Below are 17,234 nucleotides of genomic sequence, written 5' to 3' on the forward strand. Positions count from 1 at the left end.
GTTAAATTAAATCCACGTACTTTCAATACTGAATCTCAAATTAATCAAGAATACTAACGTTCTAGAACAACAAAAAAACTCGCCGCAGCGAGTTTTTAATCATCAACTAATAGATTAGTCTAAGATTTCAGTTACCTGACCGGCACCAACAGTACGTCCACCTTCACGGACAGTAAACTTAGTACCTTTTTCAATAGCAACTGGAGCAATTAAATCTACTTCAAAAGTGACATTGTCACCAGGCATAACCATCTCAACGCCTTCTGGTAATTCGATCACACCAGTAACGTCAGTAGTATGGAAGTAGAATTGAGGACGATAGTTTGAGAAGAATGGTGTATGACGACCACCTTCATCTTTACTCAAGATATAAACTTCGCCTTTGAACTTGTTATGAACTTGGATTGAACCTGGCTTAGCTAAAACTTGGCCACGTTCTACTTGATCACGGTTAACACCACGAAGAAGTACACCAACGTTATCGCCGGCTTCACCAAGATCCAAAGTCTTACGGAACATTTCAAGACCAGTTACAGTTGACTTCAAGATTTCTTGCTTCAAACCGATGATTTCAACTTCGTCACCAATCTTAACAGTACCACGGTCGATACGACCAGAAGCAACTGTACCACGACCAGTGATTGTGAAGACATCTTCGACAGGCATCAAGAATGGCTTGTCAGTGTCACGAACTGGAGTTGGGATATATTCGTCGATTGTATCCATCAATTCTTCGATAACTTTTTCTTGTTCAGGGTCGCCTTCAAGAGCCTTCAAAGCTGAACCACGGATAACAGGAATATCGTCACCAGGATAATCGTATTCTGATAACAATTCGCGAACTTCCATTTCAACCAAGTCAACTAATTCGTCATCATCAACTAAGTCAATCTTGTTTAAGAAGACAACAAGATAGTTAACGCCGACCTGACGAGCTAACAAGATATGTTCACGAGTTTGTGGCATAGGGCCATCAGTTGCAGCAACAACTAAGATAGCACCATCCATTTGTGCAGCACCAGTGATCATGTTCTTAACGTAGTCAGCATGTCCTGGGGCATCGATATGAGCGTAGTGACGCTTCTCAGTTTCGTATTCGATATGAGAAGTGTTGATTGTGATACCACGTTCTTTTTCTTCTGGAGCGTTATCAATTTGATCGTAATCTTCTGCTTTAGCGAGACCCTTCTTAGATAACACTTTTGTAATAGCGGCTGTCAAGGTAGTTTTACCATGATCGACGTGGCCGATAGTCCCAATGTTTACATGGGGCTTAGTTCTTTCGTAATGCTCTTTTTCTGCCATTATAAAATGAACCTCCTGTAATATTGCAAGAAGAATCGACGCTTGCATGGTTGACGCCGAAAATTCTCTACGATTAATTATACTACTTCCCGCACAGAAAAGCCATGTTCCGCTAAGGAAATATTCCTTTCTGATTATACGGAGAGTTAGCGAAATTGTAAATACCTTTTCCACCAAAAAAACGTTTTTTTAACAAAAAACCTCAATCAATCATCATTTGACCACTATTTATTGATTAGCAGCTTGTAATAATTGCTGTTCTTGGGTTTGCCAAAAGGCAATTTGTTCTTTGGCACCTGGTAGCAAATCGCTGCCCACTTTACCAGTCATTAAAAAAGTTTGCCAATTTGTCAATGGTCGCAATTCTTCTTCGCAGAATGGATAAGTCAGTAACAAATAAGTAACTAAATTACTTTGAGCAAAACTTAAATCAGAATAGCGTAACTGACCACTATCTAGTTGTGCTGTTAGAAACTGCATCATTTCTTGGTAAACCGGCAGCTGATCAACTGCTACTAGCTGATTGCTAGAAAACTCCTTCAATTGTCCCCGCCAATAAAGACTAACCGTAACTGGTTGGCTAAGTCGTTGTAAATTAATCAAAATCTGCATCCGTAAAAATGGCATTAAGAGCGGATTTTGTAAAATTGGCGTAACTAACTGAAGATAATCAGCTGGCGGTAAACTTAATAATGGTGCTAAATTTTGCTGATGATCAGCCAACGGTTTTAGCAAAGCCTGGTTCAATAAACGACGTCCTTGCTGTAACTGATCAGCTGACGGTATAATCTGAGCCGACTCTTTTTGCCATCGTAAAAGTTGCTCATTTTCTGCAGGAGAAAATTGGTAGCCCTGATCACGAAACAAGTCTGGTGCTTGATCTAACAAGAGATAGCCATGGGCTTGCCATAGTAGCGCTTGATAGCCCGCCAAATCGTGCTTTTGCTGAAAATCGGCAATTACCGGTGCCGTCGTCAATAATTCCTGAGCCAAAGCTAATTTATCTGCAGCAATAGCAACCCGTAGATATGGTAAAGCAACGCCGACAGCTGGATCTAAATCATAGGCTTGCTGCAAATAATCAAGCGCTTTTGAATATTGCTGCTGTTGTGCTTGTTCTTGGGCCAGCGCGAGTAAGTTTTCAACTGAAACAGAAAATTCGGACATGTTTTAAACCTCTCCTCAATAACAATTAATGCCGACTTAAAAAGTCATTAATCATAAATACGCCAACTCAAGGCAATCACTTTTTAGCGGTGCCGATTCTGATTAACTTCCATGATGACTGGCAAAATAACAGGGTGGCGCTTAGTTTGATCATATAAATATTTACTCAAATTTTCGCGAACATCTTGCTTTAAGTTATTCCAATCGAATTCTTTATGAGTTAAATTATTATCGATTGTTTTAACAATAATTGCGGAACTTTCCGACATCAAATCGCGATTAGCTTTCACATAGACAAATCCACGCGAAGTGAGCTTAGGCTTAGCCACAATCTTCTTTTTGCGGCGATCGATTGTGACTACCGCAATAAAGATACCATCATCTGCTAATAGCCGACGATCGCGCAACACAATATTACCAATATCGCCCACGCCTTTACCATCAATCATCGTATCACCAGCTGTAACTGCCGCTGCCAAATGGAAATGTCCTTTATCATATTTCAGTACATCACCAGCTTTAGTAATGAAGATATGATCTGGTTGTAAACCAGTTTCTTCAGCTATTTCAGCATGGGTTTCTAGTAAACGATATTCACCTTGAACTGGCATTAAATTCTGTGGATGGACCAAATTAATCATTAATTGCAAATCAGTTTTGTTGGCATGACCAGAGGCATGTAAATCATCACCAATTGCCTTGACCGTTCCACCAGCACGATAAATCATATCACGCATTTTAGCAACCGTTGTTTCCATTGCGTGTGACGGTGTAGTCGCAATAAAGACTAAATCGCCAGCTTTAATATGCAGGAGCCGATGGCGATTAGTCGCCATCCGTTCTAGTGACTTAAGTGGCTCCCCCATCCGACCAGTTTCTAAAACAATTGTTTCTTCGGGTTTTAAAGTCTTTAAGTCCTTGGATAAGGCTAAGAGATTAGGATCAGGCAACGTGAGATAGTTAAGTTTTAAAGCAGTTTTAACAATCCTCTCTAAGTCACGGCCAGTTAAAATAACTTTACGTCCTGTCTTAGCGGCTGCATCAAAAATCTGTTGCATTCGTTCAATATTACTTGCTACTGAAGCAACAATAATACGGCCATTATGATATTTAAAAGTCTCTAAAATATAACTCAAAATATCACGACCACTACTGATTTCATATGGTGACTCAGCATTTGAGGAATCACTTAATAGCAACAGTGTCTTCCCGCGGCCAACCTCAGCAATTCGGGCATAGTCAGTTTGAAACATTGGCTTGGCTGCCTGATCAAACTTAAAGTCACCAGTGTAAACAATTTGGCCAGCATCGGTTTTCAAATTAATGCCTAGTGAGCCAGGAATTGAATGGGTTGTTTTGAAGAAGCTAACTGTAGCATGATTGAAATCAATTGCCGATGTTTCATCGATTACATGAAAATCTTTAAAGTTGCGGGTCTTCTTTTCACCATTAACAGTAATTTTTGCCAAAGCGATTGATAATTCTGAACCAAAAACTGGCACCCGATGTTCTGCCAAGAAATATGGTAATGCACCAATGGCATCAGCATGACCATGGGTTAGGAAAATACCAACTACCTTGTCAATATTCTCGTATACATAAGTAAAATCAGGAATGACCACGTCAATTCCTAACAGTTCATTCTCGGGATACATTAACCCACAATCAAAGATATAAATCTCATCTTCGACTTCAACAGCATACATATTCTTTCCGTTTTCGCGAACGCCGCCAAGCGGAATAACTTTTAAATTTTGTACCATTTTAACTCCTTATTTTTCTGTCTGCGGCTCATCAGTTAGCAAAGCCTTCCGGGAAGCGTTGATACGCCCTTTGCCATCAATACTAATGACTTTCACCAGTAATTGATCTCCTAAGTTAACCGCATTTTCTACTTTATCTAAATGGCCCATCGTCAATTGTGAGATATGGACCAAAGCATTTTTACCACGAGCTAGTTCAACAAAAGCACCGAAAGCTTCAATCCGATTAACAGTGCCCAGATAGACACCACCGACCTTAATTTCTCGCGTCAGATCAGCAATAATTTGTTTAGCCTGTTCAATCGTTGCTAGGTCGTTTGAACTAATAGTTACTTGCCCAGTCTGCTCAATGTCAATTTTAACACCAGTTTGGGCAATAATCTCGTTGATTGTTTCGCCGCCATGACCAATGACATCTTTAATCTGTTCAGGTTTAATCATTAATTGTTCGATTTTTGGTGCATAAGCACTTAATGCTGCCCGATGTTCAGGAATCGTTGCTTGAATCGTGGACAAAATTTCCAGCCGTGCTTGCTTTGCTTGTGCCAAAGCTTGGCCCAGAATCTGGCTAGTGACCCCTTCAGCTTTGATATCCATCTGTAAAGCGGTAATTCCCTGAGCAGTACCCGCAACCTTAAAATCCATGTCGCCTAAATGATCCTCAATCCCTTGAATGTCGGTCAAAATAGCGTACTCAGTACCTTCTTTAACCATGCCCATGGCAATTCCCGCAACTGGTGCTTTAATTGGTACCCCACCATCCAGTAAGGCCAAGGTGCTCGCACAAATACTAGCTTGTGAAGAAGACCCATTTGATTCTAGTACATTAGAAACTAACCGAATAGCATAAGGGAATTCTGTCGTATCAGGAATTACTGGCTGCAAAGCACGTTCACCTAATGCGCCATGCCCGATTTCACGTCGGCCTGGCGCTCCGTAACGACCAGTTTCACCAACAGAAAATTGTGGGAAATTGTAGTGATGTACAAACGTTTTTTGATATTCAGGCAGCAGACCATCGATCACCTGCGCCTCACCTAATGGTGCTAACGTCAGAGCTGTTAATACCTGTGTTTGACCGCGAGTAAATAAACCTGAACCATGAGTTCGCGGTAGAATCCCTACTTCAGCAGATAAAGGCCGAATTTCATTTAATTTTCGGCCATCAGGGCGTTGCTGGTCAGATAAAATTAATTGTCGGACTAAACGTCGCTCTAAGTCTGCTAATAGCTCATCTACTAAACCAACAATACTAGTTTCATCACTACTGTCGGCCATCGCCGCGTAGTGATCGTGAGCTAATGATTTAACGGCTGCGATGTTTTCCTCACGAGCAACTTTATCTTTGGTTAATATTGCCGCCTGCATCGTTGCTTGATAATGATCATCAACTTCGGCACGTAAGCCAGCCGGAATTTCTGGTGCTGAAAATTCAGCTTTGGGTTGACCAACCGTCGCAATTATCTCTTGCTCAAACTGACAAAGTTCTTTCACTTTGGCCAAACCAAACTCTAAAGCTGCCAACATATCTGCTTCAGCAATTTCTTGACCACCAGCCTCGACCATATTAACGGCAGTGGCGGTGCCAGCAACAGTTAAATCTAAATCTGATTCTGGTAATTCATTGCTCTGAGGATTTAATTGCAGTTCACCATTGACTCGCGCCACTTTAACGCCGGCAATTGGTCCAGCAAAAGGAATACTGGAGATGCCCAAAGCCAAAGATGAACCCAGCATTGCCAACAACTCAGGCCCTGCTGCAGGATCAGCACTAAAAACAATATTCGTAATTTGAACATCATCGTGATATCCCTCAGGAAAAAGAGGTCGAATTGGTCGATCAATTAAACGCGCGGTCAACGTGGCATGAGTACTGGGTTTACCTTCACGCTTGTTAAAACCACCGGGGATTTTACCAGCCGCAAACATTTTTTCATCATAATTAATGGTTAGCGGGAAAAAGTCTTGATAACCACTAGCCGGCTTATGAACAACTGCACTTAGAACTGCCGTTTCGCCATATCGAACTAAGACTGCACCGTCTGCTTGTTGTGCTAATTGGCCAACTTCGACTTGGAGGTTTTGGCCATTCCACTGACGCCGAAAAACTTTTTTTTCATGTGTCATTTGTTTTCGATCCTTTACTATTATTTTATTTCTATGTATAAAGAAAGCGAGATCGAAATGACCTCGCCATGGGTAAGCTTAACGACGTAAGCCTAAGCTCTTAATAAGTTCACGATAACGAACAACATCCTTGCTACGTAAGTAAGCTAATAGATTACGACGATGGCCGATCTTCTTTAACAAACCAACATATGAATGATGATCTTTTTTATGAACACGTAAATGTTCATTCAAAGCATTGATATCTGCAGTTAATACTGCGATTTGTACTTCTGCAGAGCCAGTGTCGCCTTCATGACGAGCATACTTTGCAATAATTTCGTTCTTTTGAACTTGAGAAATTGCCATTTCTTTCACCTCATTAAAATAGTCCAAGAACTCAGTAAGACGTCGGTGGATCGTCAAACAGAGTAAATGGTATAACACAATTACTTTAGCGAAAAACCAGCTAAAAAGCAAGGTTTTCCGCAAATTATTGTCTCATAAGCAACTGATTTAGTCAATTATCCAGAAAAAATTGGGAAAATTCTTAGCTAACCTTGCATATTCGGCCAGTTTTGATATAATGTTTTTTGGCTAGTTTTAATCTAAGTAGTAGTTGGAGGTGACCTCAATGCCACAAATCAAATCTGCAATCAAACGTGTAAAAACAAATCATAAAGCTAATGAACTTAATGCCGGCCAAAAAGCTGCTATGCGTACTGCTGTTAAGAAATTCGAAACAGCTCATGCTGCCAAAGCAGAAAACGCTGATGCATTATACACGAGCGCAATTCGTTCAATCGATATGGCCGCTTCCAAAGGCTTGATCCATGCCAACAAAGCAGCTCGTGATAAGTCTCGTTTGACTCGTTTAAACCAAGCAAATTAATTTAAATTCGCTGTTAATTAAGTTCTGTAGTGTTTACTGCAGACTTTTTTTATGCTCTGATTTAGCAATAAACAGTAAATCAAAAAAAGACGTTGTCTACACCAATCCATTGTCTCTTAATTGAACAATGGTGCTGTTAGATAACGTCTTTTTTTTGATACAGATTTAATTTGAGCAACGATATTGACCTTATCCCGTAAATAATACGTTCTAAGATCGACTAGCAAATTTTGTGATCACCAAAGCTAGCGCTTGCTCTTTTTCTGCGCGACCAGTCTTAATATGATAATCCAAGGTGACTAATTCTTGATACATTTGCATTAATTGTGCCAATTCAAAATGCCGATTTTGCTGCAGAGCTAATTTGACACGATACGGATGAACCTTCAATTGTTGGGTAATACTCCCCTGTTGAAAACCTGCTTGTTGCATAATCTTAGTTTGTAACAATAAACGAACTTGTGTCAAAATCAAAGCCAGCAAAGCAATTGGCTCAGCCCCATTGAGTAACAACTTTTGATAAATTTGTAAAGCTGATTGAAGTTGGTGATTTAACGTCGCAGCAACTAAATCAAAAATATTATCATCGATAATTTGCGCTACTAAATCCGCAACCATTGCTTTGGTAATTGTTTGTCCGGGACCGGCATACAATTGCAATTGTTCTAACTGTTGATACGCCTGCGAATAGTCATCCCGAACGCGATGCAAAAGCAGTTCTTGGGCATCTGGTGCTAATTTGATTTGAGCTTGTTTGGCACTCGCCGTTAAAGTGCGACTAACTGCTGGGCCAGTTAATTTGCTGACATCAATGGTTAGTGCTGTCTTTTTTAGCAATTTAGTCAGTTTCTTACGTTCATCAAGCTTCTCATAGTCGGCCCAAATGACCAATTTAGTAGTTGGCTGCGGCTGTTTAAGATAGGCACTCAATAAATCGACTGGTTGATCAAGTTTGTTTTTGGGTGCTGCCGCCGTCAGAAACGTCGGCTGTGTCAAAATAACCAGCCGCCAGTCACCAAAGAAAGGCACCGAGGCAGCATCATCCAATGCGGCGGCCAAATTAGTTTCAGTTAAGTCATAGCGACCAAAATTCATCTGCGCTTCAGCCTCAGGTAATAAATGTTCAAAATACTGCTGTACTTGTGTTAATAATACTGGCTCCTGACCAAGTACCAGACAGACTGGTGGCAATTGTGTTAAGTCCATTTTGGTTAACTGAGCAACACTAATGCCTTGACTAACTACTTTAGCCACACTGCTTCACTTCCTGTTTGTTGAGTCCGAATTCTCACTTGGTTCGGCAGACGTCGCCAAGGATATTCTTGCCATACAATCATACCATATTGCCCCGTATTTAAAAAAGGGACTTGAAGTTGCTGCAAAGTGGCGAGTGTTTCTTCATGAGGATGACCATAACGATTGTTACGACCAGCGGAAATAAAAACTGCCGACAACTGCAACTGTTTAATAAAATCTGGATCACTGGAAGTCCGACTACCATGATGCCCAGCCTTCAAATAATCAGCTTGTAATTGTGGTCGGCGGCGTAATAATTCTTGTTCACCAGTCCGATCCAAGTCACCAGTTGTTAACCATCGCCAATTATCCAAGGCAAACCACAGACATAATGAATCTTCATTCGTGCCGCTACCTGGCTGATGTGGCGCTACAACTATGGCTTGCAAGTGCTGATCATTAATTTGCTCACCTGCTAAACAAGGTTGATATTTAGTCAGATACCGATTTTGACTTAATTGTTGTTGAAATTGTGGATTCGCTCGCATCCCTGCTGGGTAAAGCAGTTTTTTGACGGGAATTTGTGCTAATAACGCTCCTAAATCACCTAAATGATCAGCATCCTGATGAGTAACTAACACATAATCCAAATGAGAAATGCCTTGACTGGCTAAATAAGGCAAAGTAATTCGTTCAATTCTTGGTTTGACTGAACGTTGTTGCCAAGCTGCTTTCTTCCCGAAGGCTAACTGGCCACCAGTATCGATCAGCATCGTTCGCCGTGGCCAGCTGGTTTGGATCAATAAGCTATCCCCTTGGCCAACATCAAGCATCGTTACTTGATTACGCCAAGGAACTTGCCACCACAGAAATGGTCCCAGCAATAATAACAGCTGACTGAGTAAAACTGGCGATTTTATTTTCGGCAAAGTACTGGCCAGTAGCCATGATCCTAAACAAATCAATAAAACGATTAGGGGCAATTGACCATAAACAATCTGCCCGGATAAATAGGTTTGCCCCCAATTCAAGCTCTGATAAAAGCCGACCCACAATGGTTCAATTAGGGTGGCAAGTGGTGGAAAAATTAAAGTCAGCCAAGTCAAAGGTAAAATAATCAGCGTTAAAACCGTTCCACCAAGACCGCCCCAAAGACCCGCCCATAATTCAATCTTATAAGTATGAAAAAGCAATAGTAACAGACTCAAATAATTTAATCGTAATTGGCGACGCCACCAAGGCAAATTTTGTGGTAAACAACGCCATGCTAAAGTTAATAGAAAGCTTAACTGGGGACCTAACTCCCACAAACAACCTGGGCGCCACCATAAACAAATCAGCAAGGACCAACTGTATACATCCAGAGATGGCCAATGCCAATGACCGATCAATTGCAGTTGCCGTAAATAAAAAAGTAATGCACATCTTAAAACACCAATTTGTCCACCAACAAAAACTAAATAAACCGGTAGCAAAATACCGATAGTGCCACGAACCCATTCATCAGGGATTCTCAGATGTGCCCCTAATTTACGAACTAAATAAATTAGCAAATCAAGGTGTAAGCCGGACAACGAAAAAATTTGAATCAAACCCACCCCACTAAGCAATGTTTTCAATGGCTGATCAGTGGTTTTTTGAGCACCAATAATTAAGGTTCGTAAATGAAACGCACAATATCTGGGATATCCTTCAAAATAACGTAATAGCTGGCTACGACTGCTGGCCACTTTTTCCGACCAGTGAATCGCATCAACAGCTGTCCTTGCTACTAAAGTGCCCGTCGCTTGATAAGTACAACCGCGATGGGCCAGCCATTGCTGATAATTAAATTCGCCGAGATTAGTTGGACCGTCAATTGGCGTCACAGCTGTAGTCCTAACCGTTAATATTTGCGGTTGGGTTGCTTGTGCTAACTGATGGGCTAATTCCTGCTGACGGATTTGCAAGGCGTAATTTACCAAGATATCATCCTTAGTACGCCCCTGACCAGTTAATAAATCACCTTGTAGTTGGCCTTGATCTGGCAGAATGCGAATTTGCGTAATAACTGTGGGCACACGCCGCAGTTGCCGTTGAAAATAAACCTGCCGGCTACCAAAAAGTAATAACATGCCTAGGCAGAGACACCACAGTTGCGCAGATTTAATTTGGATCAGGCGTCCTAACAACCAGATACTGATTAAAATTAACAAACCTAGTTGCCAGTTTGTTTGATACCAGAAAAATCCGCTGAGTAAAACCATTGCTAACGCCACTAGTAATATTTTTCCCTGATAGCCACGATCAAATCCAGCCATCAGTTCACACAAACTTGGTCCTGGATCTTTGCCAAAGTCTTTTCACCAATGCCACTAACTTCTGTCAATTCATCAATATTTTTAAAGCCACCATGAGCTTCCCGATAAGCCAAAATATCAGCCGCTTTCTTGGGGCCAATACCACTGATTTGTTGTAACTGAGTGAGATCAGCATGATTTAAATCAATTTGCTGCTCCTGTGAGGTCGTCGATGTTGCAGTAGTTGGGACTTCTGACGATGGCCCAGTACCAGTTTCAGCAGCATCAACTACTTCACCTTTTTGAGGGACATAAATACTTTGACCGTCTTGTAATTTAGCCGCCAAGTTAAGTTGCCGATCATCTGCCACGGCCAACAAGCCACCAGCACGCAAAATCAAGTCTTTAACACGAACTGGCTCAGTAAATTTGTAAACATCGGGATGCTGGACAGCTCCTTTCACTTCCACCCAGAATAGTGTTTTTTGCGATGATTGACTGCTACTAGTACTTGATGTCACTGATGTTGACGATTCCTTGACCACCGCTGAGGTCGCTAATTCGGTCTGACTAACCGCACTAGTTTTTTGAATTGTTCGGCTTAAATATAACAAGCCGCTGATTACACCAGTTAACCCGGCAATAGCTAACCAATGAAACCAGCGCGGCCAACCTCGCCAAAGCGTCACGATTCGTTCTTTAAGGGCCATAGTTTTCACCTCACGACTACGATTACTTCTGTCTATTATTTAAATACGAAAAAAAGCCGCAATAATTTGCGACTTTAATAAATTAAATTTAGTTGGGATGTGCTTCTAAGTAGTCGATTACATCACTGAACTTTTTAACTGGGACAATTTTCATCTTAGTTTTAATTTTAGCTGCTGCCTGCTTGGCCAAATGATAGTTATTAACATAATTTGGTTCAACTTTTTTGATGGCCTTAGTCACCGGATCATCGGGTGCAAAAAAGATTGTGGCCCCAGCAGCATCGGCAGCAACAACTTTTTTATCAATACCGCCAATTGCCCCCACCGTGCCATCTCCAGCGATGGTTCCAGTTCCGGCAATCTTACGTCCTTGACGCAAACGATTACCAGTTAATTGTTCATAAATTTGAAGTGAAAACATCATGCCTGCTGAGGGACCACCAATATCACCAGCGTCGATTTTAACAGGAATTTTCGTCTTGACGGCGGTTCGATCCGTTAACGTAATACCTAAGCCATGGCGTTTAGAATCAGGCAGTTTGATAATCTTCGCAGTTGTCGTTTTAGTTTGTGCTGCGTGTTGATAAGTAATGGTCACCTTGCTGCCCAGCCGTTTATCTTTCAAATAATCAATAAACCCTTGATTACTCTGAAAATGCTGACCATCTACTGCCGTAATAGTATCACCAATTGCAACTTTGCCAGCCAAATTTGACTGTTGTAACACGTCCATCACGTAAATACCTTGAAACTTGATTTGATAGGATTTACCAGCGGCATGATAAGCCTGCGCGATTGCATTGTTGATTGAACTCGACATGTAATATTTTTGCATTTGATCATAAGCGGCACTATCTTGATCACCCATCAATTCATCACGACTGACAATTTCTTGGAAACTATTGAAATGAGCAATTAGCCAGCGTAAGGGTGTGGCTTGGGCAATGCCAACAGTCACTAACATAAAAGCACCCTTTTTCTGGTCGCGCTTCTGATCAACAGTGACAAACTGTTTTAAAGGCTCAGCACTGCCCGGCTGCTCAATATAAATCTGTAACGGCCAGAGGAAGAAGGCCGCGACTAAAATAAAAGCCAATAAGCCACCAACAACTTTTTGCCAACGTTTCATTATAATCAACCCCGCAAACTCTCTTGTAGTAACGCACTTGCCATCGGTGTTAAATAAGACGAAACATCGCCACCAAATCGAACAACTTCTTTAATCATGCTTGACGAAACATATGCTAATTTAGGATCAGCTAGTAAGAGGATCGTCTCAATCTCTGGTGCCAAGCTACGATTCATCGCCGCAACGCCTGATTCATAAGTCAAATCGGCAGCATTACGAATTCCTCGCACCAAAAAAGCCGCACCAACCTCCTGCGCCAAACTCGTTGTCAGGGTTGCTGGTCGGGCAACGACTCGCACCTGTTGTAAATCTTTTGTTGCATCTTCAATAATTTCAGTTCGTTCAGTAACTGACAGTGTGTAGTGTTTACTATTATTAGTCATGACAGCAATAATCACTTGATCAAAAACTTTCAGTGCCTGTTGCAAGGTCGCTAAATGTCCTAACGTAAAGGGATCAAAACTCCCAGCAAACAACGCAATTTTTGTCATTAGTCAACCTCCCGCTGATAACGCCAAACTGTAACGTGACTTAAACCATAATCGTGAGTCTTTACAAATTCATATCCGGCTGGAATCGTAGTTAAATCAACTGCTTGATCAGTCTCCGCCACGATCACGGCCTGATCATTCACCAAATCAAGTTCGCTAAACTTACTTAACAGATCACCAATAATTTTGAACCGATAAGGTGGGTCTAAAAAAATTAAGTCAAACTGTTGTTTGGCCGCTGCAAATGTTGCTAAGGCTGCTTCAGCAGTTCCCCGCTGCAAGGTAAACTGATCCGGTGCTTTAGTCACGGCAATATTAGTCGTGATTGTCAACTGAGCCTGTCGTTGTTTGTCTACCAAATAAGCCTGATCACACCCACGCGAAACAGCTTCAATACCTAAACCACCAGTGCCAGCAAATAAGTCCAGTACTTGGCCCCCATCAAAATAAGGGCCAATCATGCTGAACATCGCTTCTTTAACTTTATCTGTTGTTGGCCGAGTTTTCATACCAGGTACCGCAGTTAAGCGGCGACCACCAAACTTGCCTGCAATCACTCTCAAATGTTACCACCATCACTTTGCGAAGCTGCTGCTTGATCCAATTTCTTGCCAAAACTCATATTGACCTCATGGCGATGAGAAACCTCAACCAAACGAACAAAACGCAAATTATTTAACGCATTGATAACCCGGTCAGCTTGATCATAATCAATATAAATCACCACATATTTCATTCGTTTTGAAATATAAGTGATCATCCCGTAACGCCGCAGTTGGCGGACTTGTTTTAAAGAATAAACCCAGACGGCCAAAGACAGTCTTTTTTTAATCGTAAACATGATTAACCCTCTTTTTTAATTTCTTGCGTATGTGCTTGCTGGCGCTTGTCATAGGCACTAATATTCATTAGCAAACCCATACAAACTGACAAAATCAGCATGCTGGAACCACCATAACTAATAAAAGGCAAGGTCACCCCGGTAATAGGCAACACGCCCAATACCCCACCAATATTGAACAGCACTTGAATAAACATCATCGTGCCAATACCATAGCAAATCAGCGCTAAATATGTGTTACGCCGTACGCGGATACCAATATAAATACTACGTATAATTAAAATTCCTAACAGAATAATAATAATGGCTACCCCAATAATCCCCAACTCTTCAGCTGTAATTGATAAAATAAAATCAGTATACGGCTCTGGTAAGTAACCCATCTTCTGAATACTACGACCTAAGCCACGCCCAAACCAGCCACCATTGTTGATGGCATAGTAGGAATTAACTAATTGTTGACCACCATGTTGAGCCACTTGAAAGGGATGAAATAAATCCTGAATCCGTGCTAATTGATAACCACTGATTTTCAATGTTCGCAAAATTGGCGAATTTGTATCTAAATGTCCTAAAAAATAAATACCAAAAGTTAGAAAAGAACCTAAAACAGCAAAGATCCCCACTGAAAAAATCCAAGGAATGCCACTTGCTGCAACCATTACCATCGTAATCAATAATAGAATACCAGCGCCACCCATGTCAGGCTGTAAAGCTGCCAGTAACATAAAAAACATTGCCAGTAACACTGGTGCAGTAATTGTTTTGAAGTAGGCATGGTAATGTAAATCAGTTTCTTTGCGACCAAAGATAAAAGCCAAGTAAATAATTAAAGCAAATTTGGATATCTCCACTGGCTGAACGGTAATACCAAAAATATTAATCCAACCAACCGCACCATTGACTGCTGCACTAGGCCGCACAATTTTGAGAATCAATAGAAAAATCATAAAAACAAGTGAAATTCCTAAAATCAGCAAAACCATTTTTCGATAATAAAATAATTCCACCCTCAGCAAATAAGTGAAGAAAACTAAAAATACCCCAATCAGGGCAAAGCCTAATTGCTTCTTAAAATAGGCATTTGCTGGTAGGTTATTCGCTAATAAAATACCGGAACTTGCCGAATAAACCATGACCACGCCAATAGCGATTAAAACTAAGTAAGGTGCCAGAATCCACCAATCTAAATAGCGAAACTTTTTCAATGTCCAGCATCCTCCCTCAGTTGAACAATTGTATCTTGTTTATTATAACACCCGGCAATTTCCAATCACAAATTATGTTTTCATTCTTAAAAAAGTTTAAATCGTTATTTCAGTCAACTTTGCAAGTGGTCAGAATCCTGCGGCAATGACAAAACCAAAAACAGAATTGCTGCTAACGGCATTTCAGACTGCCAGTCGTGGAACGTGGCTGACCCGGCTACTCGCTAAATTAAAGTCATTGGCCGATGACGAGATTCCTCCATTCCGTCTAGAGTTAGGTGGGTGCACTTGTTTTTCGTTACAGTTCAAGGCAGTAATTGTAATAATCAAATAGTCAGATTAGCAACCGCTGTTAAAAAACAAGTTGTCTAATCTGACTATTTGTCACACTATAGTTCAAATTGCCATCAATATTTTGCTACGCTGTCTGGAATTAGTTAAACTCACTTAAATTTAGACAGTATTCAAGCTGGTAAGCTAACATTGACTCAAACCTACACCGCTGTTACCGTTGCCTTTTTGGCCATCAACTAAGCGGTAGCTAATACTAATTATTCAGCTAATCGAACCAGATTAGTCAAATTACGATAAAAGGCTTTTTTAGCAGTTGGCTTTAATAACGTCAAAAATGGTCTCGGCAGTGTCGCGTGCAGCACCATAAATTCTTCGTGAATCAATGTCCCGACCTGATCAGTTGTTAGTTTAAAAATCAATTGATAACTCAACCGAGGACCCTGCCCAAGATAAATAACTTGTTGGCTTGTTGCTGCTATCTGTAGCAATTCTTGTTGATTAATAGCTTCATCAGTACGACTAAGCTTCGCACCCTGATCAGTTACCTGCACATCATTAATTGATTGGTTCCATGCGGCTAGTTTACTTAAATCTACCAGCAGTGATTGTACCCGATTAATTGGTGCTGTGGTGGTAACCATATTTGTAAAAAGTGTTGTTGTCATTATTGTGACCTCCCTAATTGATAGCCTAAATATACTTGCTTGCTACCCTAAGGAAAAATCAGAATACTAATATTTTAAAAATGTTCGTTTACTTTTTCGTGAAACAGACTAACCAGAAACTTCTGATAATCCAGATCCATTAACTGTTCGTGACGCTGTCCTTGAACCGCAGCTATTTCTGCTAACAAACAATAATCATTGGCCAGCATGTAATGAGAATCATGGGCAGTCGCAAATTTAATACCTGTTCCCAGATAATCAGTCGCCACTTGATATTTGCCTAAGTCGAAATTAATTAAAGCCGCTAAGTAGAAAACAACATTTAAGTCCGCTTCAAACGGCGCTTCTTTAATACCTGTCAAGGCACGCCTGATCAAATCAGTTACCGATTGATGCTGATTGTCCCGAACAAGAATTAAGGCTAGCGAAACCAAACATAATCGTGACAAGGCACTTAATTGCTGGATTGGCGGAATCAGGTTAACTGCCAGCTTCAAATTTTGGTGTGCACTAATCAAAGAAGAAGCCGTTTGAAATTCAGCAATTCCCAAATAATAGTAATAAGCTTGCGTTTGCGCATCAGTTTCGATTGCTGCTAATGTTTGTGGCTGCTGCAAAAAAGTCTTTAATACTTGATACTGATGCTGATTACATAAATCACTGATAGTCGTATTGACCGTGTCCTGATCACTAATCGCAAAATTAGCGGCCAAACAAAGCTGATTCAGGTCAATTTTTAGACGCTGACATAAAGCCAACATTAACTTAGCATTGGGGAGATAATGATCATTTTCAATTGCTGATAACATCGATTGTGAGCAAATGCCAAATGCTATTTGTTTTTGCGATTTCTGTTGTTCAAGTCGCGCCGATTTTATCGTGCTACCTAATGACATGGCTCACCTCATAAGGAATGCTTAGATTTTTTCTAAGCTTGATCATATTTTTATCGTTAATAATTTAACTACAAAAATAAGTTTGGAATATCAGTCGTTTAAACAAAACAAGGTCGATTTTTGGCTACTGAAACGTGTTCGCAAAGGTAAATGGCTTCGCTTAACGCTAAAATGCGGCGCTACAATATTTGAAGTGGATAGACATCTTGTCTTGAAGCTTCTTTTTCTATACCATTAATATTTAGACACGCA

16 protein-coding genes are annotated in these 17,234 nt (G+C 40.8%); 1 reads left to right on the forward strand and 15 read right to left on the reverse strand.

The annotated features are described in order from the left end of the window. Positions 1-114 precede the first annotated feature (114 nt). The 5 genes from tuf to rpsO form a co-directional block, all read right to left on the reverse strand. The gene (tuf, locus tag EKM81_RS08030) at positions 115-1,305 is read right to left on the reverse strand and encodes an elongation factor Tu (protein WP_125650567.1); all 1,191 of its coding nucleotides are present in this window, start codon (positions 1,303-1,305) and stop codon (positions 115-117) included. A gap of 228 nt (positions 1,306-1,533) precedes the next feature. Beyond that, the gene (locus EKM81_RS08035; RefSeq protein WP_125650569.1) at positions 1,534-2,472 is read right to left on the reverse strand and encodes a hypothetical protein; all 939 of its coding nucleotides are present in this window, start codon (positions 2,470-2,472) and stop codon (positions 1,534-1,536) included. A gap of 83 nt (positions 2,473-2,555) precedes the next feature. Then, entirely contained in the window at positions 2,556-4,235 is a 1,680-nt protein-coding gene (locus EKM81_RS08040) for a ribonuclease J (protein WP_125650571.1), read from the reverse strand. Between the two features lie 9 nt (positions 4,236-4,244). Beyond that, positions 4,245-6,362: a polyribonucleotide nucleotidyltransferase gene (gene pnp, locus EKM81_RS08045; RefSeq protein ID WP_125650574.1), complete on the reverse strand. Its 2,118-nt coding sequence runs from the start codon at positions 6,360-6,362 to the stop codon at positions 4,245-4,247. A gap of 78 nt (positions 6,363-6,440) precedes the next feature. Further along, positions 6,441-6,710 carry a 30S ribosomal protein S15 gene (gene rpsO / locus EKM81_RS08050; RefSeq protein WP_125650576.1) on the reverse strand — a complete coding sequence of 90 codons (270 nt, stop codon included), beginning with the start codon at positions 6,708-6,710 and terminating at the stop codon, positions 6,441-6,443. Between the two features lie 265 nt (positions 6,711-6,975). Between rpsO and rpsT the strand changes: the two genes are divergently transcribed. Further along, positions 6,976-7,233 (forward strand): 30S ribosomal protein S20, encoded by a 258-nt coding sequence (gene rpsT / locus EKM81_RS08055; protein WP_125650578.1) that lies wholly within the window; start codon positions 6,976-6,978, stop codon positions 7,231-7,233. Between the two features lie 210 nt (positions 7,234-7,443). Here the strand turns inward: rpsT and holA are convergent, their stop codons facing one another. The 10 genes from holA to EKM81_RS08105 form a co-directional block, all read right to left on the reverse strand. Then, positions 7,444-8,487 (reverse strand): DNA polymerase III subunit delta, encoded by a 1,044-nt coding sequence (gene holA, locus EKM81_RS08060; protein WP_125650580.1) that lies wholly within the window; start codon positions 8,485-8,487, stop codon positions 7,444-7,446. After that, positions 8,475-10,769 carry a DNA internalization-related competence protein ComEC/Rec2 gene (locus EKM81_RS08065; RefSeq protein WP_125650582.1) on the reverse strand — a complete coding sequence of 765 codons (2,295 nt, stop codon included), beginning with the start codon at positions 10,767-10,769 and terminating at the stop codon, positions 8,475-8,477. Before EKM81_RS08065 ends, holA begins: the two co-directional genes overlap by 13 nt. After that, on the reverse strand, positions 10,769-11,458 hold the full coding sequence (locus tag EKM81_RS08070) for a helix-hairpin-helix domain-containing protein (protein WP_125650584.1): 690 nt from the start codon (positions 11,456-11,458) through the stop codon (positions 10,769-10,771). Before EKM81_RS08070 ends, EKM81_RS08065 begins: the two co-directional genes overlap by 1 nt. Positions 11,459-11,546: 88 nt before the next feature. Continuing rightward, entirely contained in the window at positions 11,547-12,587 is a 1,041-nt protein-coding gene (locus tag EKM81_RS08075) for a SepM family pheromone-processing serine protease (protein WP_125650585.1), read from the reverse strand. A 5-nt stretch (positions 12,588-12,592) separates the two neighbouring features. Continuing rightward, positions 12,593-13,078, reverse strand: coding sequence for a pantetheine-phosphate adenylyltransferase (gene coaD, locus EKM81_RS08080; protein WP_125650587.1), 486 nt, complete (start codon positions 13,076-13,078; stop codon positions 12,593-12,595). After that, complete coding sequence (gene rsmD, locus EKM81_RS08085) at positions 13,078-13,641, reverse strand: 16S rRNA (guanine(966)-N(2))-methyltransferase RsmD (protein WP_125650589.1); 564 nt, start codon at positions 13,639-13,641, stop codon at positions 13,078-13,080. Before rsmD ends, coaD begins: the two co-directional genes overlap by 1 nt. Further along, positions 13,638-13,919 carry a YlbG family protein gene (locus EKM81_RS08090; RefSeq protein ID WP_125650591.1) on the reverse strand — a complete coding sequence of 94 codons (282 nt, stop codon included), beginning with the start codon at positions 13,917-13,919 and terminating at the stop codon, positions 13,638-13,640. Before EKM81_RS08090 ends, rsmD begins: the two co-directional genes overlap by 4 nt. A gap of 2 nt (positions 13,920-13,921) precedes the next feature. Further along, positions 13,922-15,127: an FtsW/RodA/SpoVE family cell cycle protein gene (locus EKM81_RS08095; RefSeq protein WP_125650593.1), complete on the reverse strand. Its 1,206-nt coding sequence runs from the start codon at positions 15,125-15,127 to the stop codon at positions 13,922-13,924. A 551-nt stretch (positions 15,128-15,678) separates the two neighbouring features. Continuing rightward, positions 15,679-16,086, reverse strand: coding sequence for an SRPBCC family protein (locus tag EKM81_RS08100; protein WP_125650595.1), 408 nt, complete (start codon positions 16,084-16,086; stop codon positions 15,679-15,681). A 74-nt stretch (positions 16,087-16,160) separates the two neighbouring features. Beyond that, entirely contained in the window at positions 16,161-16,982 is an 822-nt protein-coding gene (locus EKM81_RS08105) for a helix-turn-helix domain-containing protein (protein ID WP_125650597.1), read from the reverse strand. Positions 16,983-17,234: the final 252 nt, after the last annotated feature.

It is taken from the genome of Lapidilactobacillus gannanensis (genome assembly GCF_003946675.1).
Classification (GTDB): Bacteria; Bacillota; Bacilli; order Lactobacillales; family Lactobacillaceae; genus Lapidilactobacillus; species Lapidilactobacillus gannanensis.

Excerpts from the sequence above, each read along its gene's own strand:
- rpsT (WP_125650578.1), top strand. The coding sequence starts at position 6,976 with ATGCCACAAATCAAATCTGCAATCAAACGTGTAAAAACAAATCATAAA.
- EKM81_RS08105 (WP_125650597.1), bottom strand. The coding sequence starts at position 16,982 with ATGTCATTAGGTAGCACGATAAAATCGGCGCGACTTGAACAACAGAAA.
- EKM81_RS08065 (WP_125650582.1), bottom strand. The coding sequence starts at position 10,769 with ATGGCTGGATTTGATCGTGGCTATCAGGGAAAAATATTACTAGTGGCG.
- rpsO (WP_125650576.1), bottom strand. The coding sequence starts at position 6,710 with ATGGCAATTTCTCAAGTTCAAAAGAACGAAATTATTGCAAAGTATGCT.
- EKM81_RS08100 (WP_125650595.1), bottom strand. The coding sequence starts at position 16,086 with ATGACAACAACACTTTTTACAAATATGGTTACCACCACAGCACCAATT.
- EKM81_RS08090 (WP_125650591.1), bottom strand. The coding sequence starts at position 13,919 with ATGTTTACGATTAAAAAAAGACTGTCTTTGGCCGTCTGGGTTTATTCT.
- EKM81_RS08070 (WP_125650584.1), bottom strand. The coding sequence starts at position 11,458 with ATGGCCCTTAAAGAACGAATCGTGACGCTTTGGCGAGGTTGGCCGCGC.
- tuf (WP_125650567.1), bottom strand. The coding sequence starts at position 1,305 with ATGGCAGAAAAAGAGCATTACGAAAGAACTAAGCCCCATGTAAACATT.
- EKM81_RS08035 (WP_125650569.1), bottom strand. The coding sequence starts at position 2,472 with ATGTCCGAATTTTCTGTTTCAGTTGAAAACTTACTCGCGCTGGCCCAA.
- EKM81_RS08075 (WP_125650585.1), bottom strand. The coding sequence starts at position 12,587 with ATGAAACGTTGGCAAAAAGTTGTTGGTGGCTTATTGGCTTTTATTTTA.
- EKM81_RS08040 (WP_125650571.1), bottom strand. The coding sequence starts at position 4,235 with ATGGTACAAAATTTAAAAGTTATTCCGCTTGGCGGCGTTCGCGAAAAC.
- pnp (WP_125650574.1), bottom strand. The coding sequence starts at position 6,362 with ATGACACATGAAAAAAAAGTTTTTCGGCGTCAGTGGAATGGCCAAAAC.
- coaD (WP_125650587.1), bottom strand. The coding sequence starts at position 13,078 with ATGACAAAAATTGCGTTGTTTGCTGGGAGTTTTGATCCCTTTACGTTA.